This is a genomic window from Raineyella antarctica, assembly GCF_900092135.1.
Taxonomy (GTDB): Bacteria; Actinomycetota; Actinomycetes; order Propionibacteriales; family Propionibacteriaceae; genus Raineyella; species Raineyella antarctica.
Genome location: NZ_FMYF01000012.1, coordinates 15,131 through 27,432 on the forward strand (window position 1 = coordinate 15,131; position 12,302 = coordinate 27,432).

A 12,302-nucleotide genomic window follows, 5' to 3' on the forward strand; every position below is an offset into this window, starting at 1 on the left:
GGGAGCGTGGGGCCGATTCGTGGTCGGGATGGTTCAGGCCAGGCGGACCGCGATGCCCTCCAGGCCCTCGACCGCGGGGAACCTCTCCATCACCAGCGGGTCGTGCCCGGGCACGACCAGGTCCTCCGAGGACGCCGCGGCGTTGATCCAGTCGAAGCCGTCGTACATGTCGCGGAGGCAATCGACGATCGAGTACGGCCGGTCGGCGCGGATGTTGTCGTAGAAGTGGCTGGCGTCGGACGTCAGCACCAGCGTGCCGGCCGCGGTGGCGGCCGCCACGACCTGGAGGCCCTGGGTGTGGCCCCCGGTCAGGTGGACCGCCACCCCGGGCCGGATCTCGGCGTCGCCCCGGTGGACCTCGACCCGGCCGCGGTCGGCCAGGGCTGCGACCAGTGCCTGGTCATCGGCCTCGACCAGGTGCGGGTTCTCCCCGCGCCGGCCGTACGGGCCGGACCAGTAGGCGAGTTCGGTGTCCTGCACGTGGACCCGGGCGGCGGGGAAGGCCCCGGTGTAGCCCGTGTGGTCATAGTGCAGGTGGGTGAGGACCAGGTCGCCCACCCGCTCCGGATGCACGCCGAGGGCGCGCAGGGTGTCGGTCGGGGTGGCGATCCAGTCCCGGTTCCCGCGCTTCCGGGCGGTCTCCTCGGTGAAGCCGGCATCCACGACGATGGCGTCGTCGCCGGACTTCAGCAGCCAGAGGTAGTACGCGATCGGGTACGGCTCGCGGGCGACGTCGTGGCCGCGGTAGAAGTGCTCCTCCCGCGACGACTTCTGGCGACGGGCGAACTGGATCGCGTACGCCTCCCAGAGCCGGGTGTCCCCGGCGGCGGGCGTCGAGGGGCTGGTCATGCCAGCTCCCGTCCGGTCCACTGCTCCCACAGGGAGGCGATCGACGCGTAGTCCTGGCGGGCGAGGCCGCCGGCCAGCGCGAGCTCGTACACGGTGTGGGCGCCCTGGATGGCGAACAGCGGGACGCCCGCCTGCTGGGCGAACTCCAGCGCGAGGGTGGAGTCCTTCCGCGCCGCATCGGTGGGCATGCCGCCCTGGTAGTCGCCCTGGGCCACTCGTTCGGCGACGCGGTGGGTGAGCGGGCGGATCAGGCCGGCCTCCGGGTCACCGAGCAGGTCGACGAGCTCCTCCAGCGAGATGCCGGCGCTGGCGCCGAGGGCGGCGACCTCCGAGAGCACGACCATGACGGCATGGGCGACGGCGTTGTTGATCACCTTGGCCGCCATGCCGGCGCCCAGCCGGCCGTACGTCTTGATCGAGGGGGTCATCGCCTCGAGCACCGGGAGCGCGTCGGCCAGGTCGGCCTCGTCGCCGGAGGTGAGCAGCGTGGTGGTGCCCTTCTCCATCCCGGCGACCCCGGACAGGATCGCCGCGTCGATGACCCGGATGCCCCGGGCGTTCAGGATCCGGGCGAGCTGCTCCATGTCGGAGGGGTTGACCGTCGAGGTCTCGATCACCAGCGAGCCGGGCGCCATCGTCTCGGCCAGTTCGGCCGCGACGGCGAGCGAGATCTTCGGGCTCGGCAGCGAGAGCACGACGACCGGGGCCGCCGCCACCTCGGGGAGGCCGGCACAGGCCGTGGCGCCGACCTTGGCGGCGACGGCGGTGCGGCGGGCCTCGTCCCGGTCGTACGCCAGCAGGGTGCCGTACGTCGCGAGCCGGGAGGCGACGGCCGCCCCCATGTTGCCGAGGCCGACCAGGCCGACCGTACGGGTCGTCACGGCGGCGTCGTGGGTGAGGTGGTGCCGGGTGGTGGTCATGTCAGTTCTCCTCCAGGGGGAAGGGGTCCGCCAGCGTCGGGGCCAGGTCGATCATCACGTTCTTGGTGCGCAGGTACTCGTCGAGGGCTTCCTCCCCGCGCTCGCGCCCGTGGCCGGACTTCTTGGTCCCCCCGAAGGGTGCCTGGGCGCCGGAGACCCGGTAGGTGTTCACCCAGGTGGTGCCCGCGTCGAGCCGGGCGGCGACCCGGTGGGCGCGGGAGAGGTCCCGGGTCCAGATCCCGGAGGCGAGGCCGAACTCGGAGTCGTTGGCCAGCGCGACGGCGTCCTCTTCGGTCTCGAAGGGGATGATCGACAGCACGGGACCGAAGATCTCCCGCCGGGCGAGGTCTGCGTGGTTGTCGACGTCGGCGAAGACCGTGGGGCGGACGAACAGGCCGCGCTGCAGGGCCGGGTCATCGCCGACGGGTCCGCCCTGCACCATCCGGGCGCCGGCGTCCACGCCGGCCGCGATGGCGGCCTCGATCCGGGCCTGCTGCGGCTCGTTGGCGACCGGGCCCATCTGGGTGCCGGGGGCGAAGGGATCGCCGAGGCGGATCCTGCCGGCCCGGGCGCCGACCCGCTCGACCATGGTGTCGTAGACCGACCGCTGGACCAGCAGCCGCGATCCGGCGATGCAGGTCTGGCCGCCGGCGCTGAAGATGCCGGCCAGGGCACCGATGACCGCCCGGTCGAGGTCGGCGTCCTCGAAGACGATGTTGGGCGACTTGCCGCCCAGTTCGAGGGTCACCGGCACGAGGGTCTCCGCCGCGGCGCGCATGATGGCCTGGCCGGTGGGGACCGAGCCGGTGAAGCTGATCCGGTCCAGGCCGCGGTGGCCGGTCAGGGCCGCACCGCAGGTGACTCCGCCGGTCACGATGTTGACCACGCCGTCGGGGAACCCCGCCTCCTGGACCATGTCGGCCAGTTCGAGGGTGGTCATCGAGGCGTGCTCGGAGGGCTTGATCACCACCGTGCACCCTGCGGCCAGCGCGGGGGCCAGCTTGTTGGCCAGCAACTGCATCGGGGAGTTCCAGGCGGTGATCAGGGCCGCGACGCCGACCGGTTCGCGCCGGGTGTAGTCGAAGAGGTCCGGGTTGTCCATCGGGATGGTGCGGCCGTACAGCTTGTCGGCGTAGCCGGCGAAGAACCGGAGCTGCCTGGCGGCGAAGCGCGCCTGGTTGCGGGTCTCGGAGACGAGCTTGCCGTTGTCGGTGGACTCCAGGTCGCCGAGGTGCCCGGCCCGGCGCTCGTAGATCGCGGCGAGGCGCAGCATGAGCTCGGCGCGGGCCTGCCCGGGCGTACGGCTCCAGACGGTGTCGAACGCCGTGCGAGCCGCGGCCACCGCGGCATCCACGTCGGTGGCACTGGCATCGGGAAGGGTTCCGACCTGCTCGCCGGTGTACGGGTTCATGATCGGCAGGGTGCGTCCGCCCTCGGCGGGGACGCGCTCCCCTCCGATGAGCATGCAGTAATCGGTCATCCTCGTTCAGGCCTCCAGGCTCACATGCATCAACAGTTCTTTGCATGCAAACAAACAGGCATCGGTGGGCAGCGACAACCGGATCGGACCACATAGCTGAACGTCGCCCGTCACCGCCCCCGCGGGCGCCCGACTCAGCCCCCGAGCATCTGCCTCAGCCGGACCTCGCGGGCGTGGCGCATGTGGTTCATGGCGCGCTCCTCGGCCAGGTCCTCGTTGCCGGTGGCGATGGCCTCGATGATCGCGTAGTGCTCCCCGACCACCTCGGCGGACCGTCCCGGGACGTCGAACGTGGTCTGGCCGAACCGGCGGACGGCGTTCTCGACCTGGACGAGGAACCGCTCGAGGTAGGCGTTGCCGCTCGCCTCGCGGATGGCCCGATGGAACTCGCTGTTGATGGCGGCCGGGTTGTCCCCCGCCTCCACCGCCTGCTTGAAGCGGCCGTGGAGGGCCAGCAACCGGTCGACCAGACCGGCCGGCCGACGCGCCGCGGCGGTCCGGGCCGCGAGACCCTCGAGGCTGGCCCGGACCGAGTAGACGGCGAGCACCTCCTCCAGGCTCATCCCCGCCACCACGGACCCCCGATTGGCCGACCGGTTGGTCAACCCTTCGTCGGACAGGCGCCGGAGCGCCTCGCGTACGGGCGTGCGGCTCACCGACAGCACCTCGGCGATCTCGCCCTCACGCAGCCAGGTGCCGGGAGGCAACAGGCCGGAGAGGACGCCCTCCCGCAGGACGTCGGTCACCGCATCCGTCATGGAGCCGTACTCGGGGGTGACCAGCAGCCGTCGCAGGGCGACCTGGGTACGTCGTTCCTGCAGCAGGTGGACGTTCGGCTCGGGGACGGTCACCGATCTCCTTCCGGCCCGCTCCCCGCCACCTCGGCGAGGCACGGCTCAGGGCAATGCTGACGAAGGGGCCGGCGCGCCGGCCCATTGCACACAATATGCCGCCGGCCCGACGTGGGCGACCGTCACCGCACCACGACTCCACACCAGGGTGGACTCAGTCCTTGGGCGCGCCCGCGTAGCCGTACGGGTTCTGCTCCTGCCAGCGCCAGTGGTCGGCGCACATCTCGTCGATGTCGCGGGTCGCGGCCCAACCGAGGTCGGCGAGCGCCGACGACGGGTCGGCGTACGAGACCGCGACGTCCCCGGGACGACGGGGCACGACCTCGTACGGGATCGGGCGACCGCTGGCACGCTCGAAGGCCGCCCGGACCTCGAGCACCGAGTAGCCACGCCCGGTGCCGAGGTTCCAGCGGTGCAGGCCACCGTGCTGGGCGAGGTACTCGATCGCTGCGACGTGGCCGTCGCTGAGGTCCATCACGTGGATGTAGTCGCGTACGCCAGTCCCGTCAGGGGTCGGGTAGTCGTCGCCGAAGACCATCAGCTTCTCGCGGCGGCCGACGGCGACCTGCGCGACGAACGGCATCAGGTTGTTCGGGATGCCGTTCGGGTCCTCGCCGATCCGGCCGGACGGGTGGGCGCCGACCGGGTTGAAGTAGCGCAGCAGGGCGACGTTCCAGCGCTCGTCGGAGTCGGCCACGTCGGAGAGGATGTCCTCGACCTGCTCCTTGGTGCGCCCGTACGGGTTGACCGCGTCCAGCGGCAGCTTCTCCCCGAGCGGCATCTCGTCGACCTCGCCGTAGACGGTGGCCGAGGAGGAGAACACGATGGTGCGGCAGTCGACCGCCTCCATGGCGCGCAGCAGCGTGATCGTTCCCGCGACGTTGTTCTCGTAGTAGGTCAGCGGGATCTGCGCGGACTCACCGACCGCCTTCATCCCGGCGAAGTGGACGACGCCGTCGGGGCGGACCTCGTCCAGCAGCAGGTCCATCGCGCCGCGGTCGCGGATGTCGGCCCGCACGAACGGCACCTCGCGTCCGCTCAGCTCTGCGACGCGCCGCAGCGCGACCGGGCTGGAGTTGGAGAGGTTGTCGACGACGGTGACGTCGTGACCCGCTTGCTGGAGCAGCAGCACGGTGTGGGAACCGATGAAACCGGCGCCACCGGTGACGAGGATCTTCATGCCCTCACCGTAGCGGGTGGGGATCCCCCAGCCGCTGCTGCTCCGGACGGGCGTCGGCCCCTGCTCCTCCTTGCGTTCCTCCTGGTTCAGACGGGTGCGCGCCATGTCCGGGTTCCTCTCGACGAAGGGTTCGGCTCGGAGTTTCCCGCAGCCGAGTGCCACGTCTGGGCACAGGCGGAGAACACTTGGCAGTGACGCTTCTGGCTCACGCGAGATCGTCGACCACCACTGAGGAGTCGGCAGGGCCAACATCGCCAGCGCGTGGCAGACTTGTACGAAGAGTCGTACCAGTAAAGGGGATAGACATGGCTGTCACCGCGAGCGACGCCCGCAAGAACCTGTTCCCACTGATCAAGCAGGTCAACGAGGACCGAACACCGATCGAGATCACCTCCCGCAACGGCGATGCCGTCCTGATGTCGCGGGCCGACTACGACGCGCTCGAGGAGACCGCGCACCTGTTGCGCGTACCGGCCAACGCACGCCATCTGCTCGAGAGCCTGGAGCAAGCACGGTCCGGCCAGCGCACCGAGCACGAATTGCTTCCATGAGGCTGGTCTTCACTCCCAACGGTTGGGCCGACTACACCTACTGGCTGGCCGCGGACCGCGCCACGCTGAAGCGGATCAATCGCCTCATCGACGACGCGCTTCGCGATCCGGTGAGCGGCATCGGTAGACCCGAGCCGCTGCGCCACATGCTCGCTGGGGCATGGTCCCGCCGCATCAGCGAGGAACACCGGCTCGCCTACCTGGTCGACGGCGACGACCTCGTCATCCTTCAGGCACGCTTCCACTACGACTGATGCACGCCGTCTGCGAGGTCCACACAGAGCCCGTCGAGGAGTGACCGTATGACGATCCCCACCGCCGGGTCGGACCCGCGACCCGCGACCTCCCATGAGTGACGTGCTGTTCGGCGCGGAGCCGATCGACCGGCCGCGGCGCGAACTCGCGCCGGGCGCGGTCTGGGTGCCGGGCTGGCTCACCTTCGAACAGCAGGCCTGGATCGTCGCCCGCTTCCACGATTGGCTCGCCGGCCCGGTCCCGATCCGTGCGGCGAAGGTCCGTGGGCATGAGATGAGCGTGCAGACCGTCTGCCTGGGTTGGCACTGGCGTCCGTACGCCTACAGCCGCGAGGCCGTCGACGTGAACGGGAACCGGGTGCTCCCCTTCCCCGACTGGATGGTCCGGCTCGGCCGTCGGGCGCTGGTCGAGGCGTACGAGGACCCTCGTGCCGCCGACGAGTACACCCCGGACACCGCGCTGGTGAACCTCTACGACGACTCCGCGCGGATGGGGATGCACCAGGACAAGGACGAGGTCTCCCGCGCCCCGGTCGTCTCGTTGTCGATCGGCGACACCTGCACCTTCCGCTTCGGCAACACCGAGGACCGGGGCCGGCCGTACGAGGACATCGCGCTGGCCTCGGGGGACCTGTTCGTCTTCGGCGGCCCGTCCCGCCTCGCCTACCACGGTGTGACCAAGGTCCATTCCGGTACGGCACCGTACGGCTGTGGCGTGGAGGCGGGACGCATCAACATCACCCTGCGCGAGACCGGGTTACGGGGTTGAGCCCGGGGACCAGTGATCCGGAGGCCTCGGAGACCAGGACCGGCGCGACGGGACCCACCAGCGCAGCACCTTCCGGGCCGGCCGCGCCAGTCAGGCTCCCTGCTGCCGCGCCGCCAGGTGGTGCGCGATCGAGGCCGTGGCCGGGTAGAGCTCCCGGTACAGGGCATACAGCTCCTCGTAGCCCTCGGCGTTCTCGGGTCGCGGGGTGAGGACCTTCGCCGGGGGGTTCCACTCGGCGGCCGTGATGGTGGTCCGCAGGCAGGCGGCGAGCCACGCGATCCCGTAGCTGGCACCGATCGTCTCGCGTGGGATCACCTGGGGACGCCCGGCGATGTCACTGACGATCTGGGTCCACACGTCCCCGCGAGTGCCTCCGCCGACCGCCACGATCCGTTCGATCCGGCCACCTGCCGCCTCGATCGCCTCGATGTTGTGCCGGACGGCCAGGCCGGTGGCCTCCAGGGCGGCGCGGTACAGGTCGCCACGGGTGTGGTCGATGGTCAGGCCGGCGATGATGCCGCGCGCGCTCGGGTCCATCAGCGGGGTCCGCTCGCCGGCGAAGTACGGCAGCATCAGCAGCCCGTGGGCGCCCGGGCCGGCCGCATCGGCCTCGGCGACCAGGTCACCGAAGTCGGGTGAGCCGAACAGCTCGCGCAGCCAGCCGGTGATCGCGCCCGAGGTTGCCATGCCCCCGGCGACGTTGCGGGTGCCGGGCAGGGCGCCGATGGTGCCCCACAGGGAGGGACTGCGGACCGGCTCGGTCACCGTGTTCACGAAGAACATCGTGGTGCCGTACATCAGCATGAGGTCACCCGGATTGTGCGCGTCCACCGAGAGTGCCTCCGACCAGGCGTCGATCGTCCCGGTGGTGACCGGGATGCCTGCCGGCAGACCGGTGGCGGTCGATGCGTCCGGGGTGACCGTGCCCGCGACGTCCCCGGCCCACGACAGCGGCGGCAGTTCGATGCCGGGAGCGATCTGCTCCGCCCACGCCGGGTACCAGGCCCGTGCCTCGATGTCGTACATCGGGGTGCACTGCGACGCCGACTGGTGGTCGAGGACGTACGCCCCGGTCAGGTTCCAGGCCAGGTAGCTCGCCGGCATGAACAGCCGGACGGCGCGGGCGTAGACGGCCGGCTCGTTCCTGGCGACCCAGGCGATCTTGGGGCCCGCGGCCTGGGTGGTCAGCGTCGAGCCGCACCGCTCGAGAATGGCATCGTCACCGCCCAACCGGTCCCTCCACTCCTCGATCTCGACCACTGCGCGGGAGTCGACCCCGTAGAGGATGGCGGGCCGCACCGGGACCGAGTCGGCGTCCGCCAGCGCGACGCAGGGTCCCATGCCACTGACCCCGACGGCCTCGACCTCGACGTCCGGGCGGGCGGCGAGGAGTTCGCGGCTGAGCGAGCAGAACTCCTCCCACCAGACCTCCGCGCCCATCTCGACGTGGCCGGGGTGGGGCCGGGACACCTCGTGGGTGCGTACCGCCGTCGCCAGCACCGAGCCGTCGAGCCCTGCCAGGACACCCTTGCTGCTCGACGTTCCGACGTCGACTCCCATGACTGCTGCGAGCATTTTGCCTTCACCTTCCGATGGATCAATGGAGCGGGCCCGATCCGACGGGCCGCCAGGAGCGGGACCGGACCTACCGGGTCCCGAGGGGGATATCGGCGTCCAGCGGTGCGGAGGCACTGGGCGCCTCCACCTGCCGGGTGCGGGGGGGCAGCGCGGCCCCGAGGTTCTGCCGGAAGTCGGCCACCAGGTAGAGGGCGGCACCGACGGCGATGGGATGGCGGGTGAAGCGGCTGGGCACCAGGAAGGTGCTCGAGTCGCTGGCCAGGAAGTTGAGCCGGTCGACCTTGGCCCGCAGGTCGGCGAGGTGGTCCCTGCCATGCGACCCGACGTCGCCGCCCAGGATGATCGTGCAGCCGAACATCACCCGGATGTTGTGGATGCCGATCGCCAGGTCAGAGGTGTAGTGGTCCCAGACCCCTGCCAGTTCGGGGTCCCCGGCGGACAGTTCCTGGAAGAAGCGCCCGACCGACCCGTCAGTGTGCCGGGAGAGCACCTCGGCGTTGCAGTAGGGGTCCAGGCAGCCGTGCCGCCCGCAGTAGCACAGCAGCCCGTCGTCGTGGATCCGCATGTGCCCGAGCTCGCCGGCGATCTCCCCGTCGCCGCGGTACATGCCACCGTTGATGAGCACCGAGCCTCCGACGCTCTTCGAGAGGCTCAGGTAGACGGCATTGTCGCCCGCCTCCTTGGACCAGAACTCGGCCAGGCCGGCGGCCTCGGAGTCGTGTACCAGTCGGATCTCGTACGGCAGGTGCCGGGCGAAGTCGGCGGCACTGAGCCCCACGTTGTCGATCACCCGGCCGTACGTGACCTTGCCCGTCGTCTCGCTGATCAGGCCCGGGACCGCGATCCCTACGCCGAAGATGCGGCTGCGGTCGATGCCGGCCTGCTCTATCAGCACCTCCACCTCGCCGGCGACGAAGGCGTAGTAGGACTCCGTGTTCTCGAAGCGTCGGGCGGTCCGGCGCTCCGCCAGGACCCGACGGTCGAGGTTCACCAGCAGGAACCTGGCCCGGTCCCGGGTGACGTCGACGCCCACGGCGTAGCGTCCGTCGGCCACGCACGCATAGGTGATCGGGTTGCGGCCGCCCTGGGAACCGGACGACTGCTTGGGCCCCGGCTCCAGCAGGCCGGCCTCCAGGAAGTGGTTGAGGTACTTGGAGACGGTGGGCAGGCTCATCCCCAGCGCATCGGCGATGTCCTTCTTGGTGGCGAAACCCTGTTCACGCACGTAGTCGTACACTGCCCGCCGTGTGCGGTTCCTGATGCCTGGCGTCCCCGTCATGGGTTCAGCCTCTCCCTTCCCGGCCCCTCCAAGGGCCCGGTCTCGCAAGAATTCGGGGTGATCAGGTCCTGGCCTGGTAGAGATTGCGCAGGGCGTCGATCAGGACGGCCACGAAGATCATCAGGCCACCGGCCAGGGTGATCACGGTGGAGGCGATGCCGAGCACCGCCAGGCCGACCTGGATGACGGTGAGCAGGAGCGTGCCCGCAAGGACGCCGATCATGCTGCCCTTGCCGCCGGTGAGGCTGATGCCACCGATGACCGCGGCTGCGATCACCTGCATCTCGTAGCTGGTGCCGAACGAGGAGGTCACCGCACCCATGTAGCCCGACAGCAGCCAGCCGGCGAAGCCGGAGAGCAGGCCGGAGACCACGTAGGCCCAGATCTTCACACGCTGCACGTTGATGCCGGCGATGTAGGCACCTCGGTAGTTGCCGCCGACCGCGAACAGCGCACGGCCGAAGCGGGTGCGCTTCCAGATCACGTGGAAGACGACGAAGGCGAGGATCAGCACCAACGGCAGGGCCGGGAAGCCGCCGATCTTGCCTTGGCTGATGAACTTGTAGGAGTCCGGCAACTGGGAGATGGTCTTGCCGGCGGTGATGGCGAGCAGTGCGCCCTGCAGCACCATGTTCATCGCCAGGGTGGCAATCAGCGCGTTGGCCCTCAGCTTGGTCACGATCAGGCCGTTGAGCAGGCCGATGAAGGAGGCCACGACCAGGATCAGCAGGATCGACAGGATGACCGGGAGGCCGTGCTTCATCGCCATGACGCCGAGCAGGGACGAGAAGCCCGCCGTCCCGACCGTCGACAGGTTGATGTCTCCCAGCAGGATGATCATCGAGATGGCGATCGCCAGCAGACCGAGGACGGTCGCCTGGACGAGGATATTCGACAGGATGCCGAAGGAGTAGAAGGACGGCTTGAACAGGCCCATGATCACGATGGCGAGGACCAGAAGGATCCACACCGCCTGTTCCATGGAGAAATCGAGGATCTTCCTCGCGGTGGATGTGCCCTGCATGGCTATCAGACCCCTTCCTTCGCGCGATCTCGGATCGCAGTCAGTTGCTCGATGGTGATGCCCTCGTTGTCCAGCACCGTGACGATCCGCCCCTCGTCGAAGAAGACGAGTCGATCGGCCACGCGAAGGAGCTCTTCGTAGTCGTTGGTGAGATAGATGGCGCTCATGCCCCCGCGGGTGAGCTCGAGGACCGTGCCGATGATCTCCTCGCGGCTCTTGATGTCGATGCCCACGGTGGGCTCGTCGAGGATGAGGAGGCGCGGGTCGGTGTTCAGCAGCCGGCTGACGATCACCTTCTGCTGGTTGCCTCCGGAGAGGCTGTTGATGTCGTCGTCGATGGAGTTCGTACGGATCTTCAGGGCGTCGCGGTACTGGTTCGACAGGCTCTTCTGCAGGGCCAGGTCGATGAAGCCGAACGCCCGGCGCAGCTTGCCGGCCTGGCTGCTGATGCCGATGTTCTCGTTCACGTCGAATGTCGGCATGATCCCCTCGCGGTGCCGGTCGAAGGAGATGTAGGCGATGCCCTGGCGGATCGCCTCGGCGGGGCTGGACAGGTGCAGTTCCTTGCCGTCGGCGACGATGCTGCCGGCGGTGACCTTGCTGATGCCGAACAGCGTGCGACAGAACTCGCGGGCGCCGGAGCCCGGGAAGCCGATGACGCCGAGGATCTCGCCGCGACGGATGTCGATCGAGACGTCCTGCAGGCCCTCACTCGCCAGGCCGTGGACCACGACGTACGTCGCCTCCGGGCCGGGTGCCTCGTCCCGGTGCCGCTGGGAGAGCTCGACGTCCTCACCGGCGACCAGGGTCGCCAGGCGCGCCTCGGTCGCCTCGGCCCGGTTCTCGACCGGGTACATCCGGCCGTCGCGGAGCACCGAGATGGAGTCGGAGAGCTCCAGGACCTCCCCGAGGTAGTGCGAGATGAAGATGAAGGCGGTGCCCATCGCCCGGAGGTCACGGACGAACTCGAAGAGCTCGGCCCGCTCCCGGTTGGTGAGGGCGGTGGTGGGCTCGTCCAGGATGATCAGTTTCGCGCCGCTGTGCATGGCGCGGATGATGTTGAGCTTGCGGGCGTCGATGGAGGAGAGTTCGCTGACCTTGGCCCGCGGGTCGACGTGCAGGCCGTAGGCGCCGAGCTCCTCGGCGGCGATCCGGTTGATCTCCTTCCAGTCGACCAGTCCGTGCCTGGTGGGCAGGAGGCCGGTGAAGATGTTCTCGGCAACGGTGAGGTGGGGGAACGAGTTCTCGTGCTGGGGGACGAGCCGGATGCCGAGTTCCTGGCGGGAGAAGATGTTCAGCGTCCGCAGGTCCTGGCCCTCGAAGAGGACCGCTCCGTCCGAGGGCGGGTAGATGCCCGCGATGATGTTGACCAGGGTGGACTTGCCGGCGCCGTTGCGGCCCAGGAGCGAGTGGATCTGGCCGGCGTGGATCTCCAGGTTCGCGTCGGAGAGCGCACGCGTGGCACCGAAGATCTTCGAGACGTTGTGGACCTGCAGGAGTGGTTGCTGGGTCATTGCTGTTTCCTTTCGGGCGGTACCGGCCCGCGCCCGAGGCGCGGGCCGGCACC

Annotated in this window: 12 protein-coding genes; 3 read left to right on the forward strand and 9 right to left on the reverse strand. The window is 69.6% G+C overall.

From position 1 onward, the window contains the following. Positions 1–33: 33 nt before the first annotated feature. The 5 genes from GA0111570_RS14585 to galE all read right to left on the reverse strand — a co-directional run bounded on the left by GA0111570_RS14585 (position 34) and on the right by galE (position 5,385). Complete coding sequence (locus tag GA0111570_RS14585; protein WP_092612932.1) at positions 34–849, reverse strand: N-acyl homoserine lactonase family protein; 816 nt, start codon at positions 847–849, stop codon at positions 34–36. Next, positions 846–1,769 (reverse strand): NAD(P)-dependent oxidoreductase, encoded by a 924-nt coding sequence (locus GA0111570_RS14590; RefSeq protein ID WP_092612935.1) that lies wholly within the window; start codon positions 1,767–1,769, stop codon positions 846–848. Before GA0111570_RS14590 ends, GA0111570_RS14585 begins: the two co-directional genes overlap by 4 nt. A 1-nt stretch (position 1,770) precedes the next feature. After that, a complete protein-coding gene (locus tag GA0111570_RS14595) occupies positions 1,771–3,234 on the reverse strand; it encodes an aldehyde dehydrogenase (RefSeq protein WP_217634200.1) in 1,464 nt (487 codons plus the stop codon). A 149-nt stretch (positions 3,235–3,383) separates the two neighbouring features. After that, complete coding sequence (locus tag GA0111570_RS14600; protein WP_217634201.1) at positions 3,384–4,100, reverse strand: GntR family transcriptional regulator; 717 nt, start codon at positions 4,098–4,100, stop codon at positions 3,384–3,386. 154 nt (positions 4,101–4,254) lie between these two features. After that, positions 4,255–5,385, reverse strand: a complete 1,131-nt coding sequence (gene galE / locus GA0111570_RS14605) for a UDP-glucose 4-epimerase GalE (protein ID WP_245703231.1) — start codon at positions 5,383–5,385, stop codon at positions 4,255–4,257. Positions 5,386–5,585: 200 nt separating this feature from the next. Between galE and GA0111570_RS14610 the strand changes: the two genes are divergently transcribed. The 3 genes from GA0111570_RS14610 to GA0111570_RS14620 all read left to right on the forward strand — a co-directional run bounded on the left by GA0111570_RS14610 (position 5,586) and on the right by GA0111570_RS14620 (position 6,854). Next, positions 5,586–5,831, forward strand: a complete 246-nt coding sequence (locus GA0111570_RS14610; RefSeq protein WP_092612943.1) for a type II toxin-antitoxin system Phd/YefM family antitoxin — start codon at positions 5,586–5,588, stop codon at positions 5,829–5,831. Beyond that, on the forward strand, positions 5,828–6,085 hold the full coding sequence (locus GA0111570_RS14615; protein ID WP_092612946.1) for a Txe/YoeB family addiction module toxin: 258 nt from the start codon (positions 5,828–5,830) through the stop codon (positions 6,083–6,085). Before GA0111570_RS14610 ends, GA0111570_RS14615 begins: the two co-directional genes overlap by 4 nt. Before the next feature lie 94 nt (positions 6,086–6,179). Beyond that, positions 6,180–6,854 (forward strand): alpha-ketoglutarate-dependent dioxygenase AlkB family protein, encoded by a 675-nt coding sequence (locus GA0111570_RS14620; RefSeq protein WP_092612949.1) that lies wholly within the window; start codon positions 6,180–6,182, stop codon positions 6,852–6,854. Between the two features lie 90 nt (positions 6,855–6,944). Here the strand turns inward: GA0111570_RS14620 and GA0111570_RS14625 are convergent, their stop codons facing one another. From GA0111570_RS14625 to GA0111570_RS14640, 4 genes are all read right to left on the reverse strand, one after another. Continuing rightward, positions 6,945–8,429 carry an FGGY-family carbohydrate kinase gene (locus GA0111570_RS14625; protein WP_092612952.1) on the reverse strand — a complete coding sequence of 495 codons (1,485 nt, stop codon included), beginning with the start codon at positions 8,427–8,429 and terminating at the stop codon, positions 6,945–6,947. A 70-nt stretch (positions 8,430–8,499) separates the two neighbouring features. Continuing rightward, entirely contained in the window at positions 8,500–9,711 is a 1,212-nt protein-coding gene (locus GA0111570_RS14630; protein ID WP_092612955.1) for an ROK family transcriptional regulator, read from the reverse strand. Positions 9,712–9,772: 61 nt separating this feature from the next. Next, positions 9,773–10,735, reverse strand: coding sequence for an ABC transporter permease (locus GA0111570_RS14635; RefSeq protein WP_092612958.1), 963 nt, complete (start codon positions 10,733–10,735; stop codon positions 9,773–9,775). A gap of 5 nt (positions 10,736–10,740) precedes the next feature. After that, the gene (locus GA0111570_RS14640; protein WP_092612961.1) at positions 10,741–12,249 is read right to left on the reverse strand and encodes a sugar ABC transporter ATP-binding protein; all 1,509 of its coding nucleotides are present in this window, start codon (positions 12,247–12,249) and stop codon (positions 10,741–10,743) included. Positions 12,250–12,302: the final 53 nt, after the last annotated feature.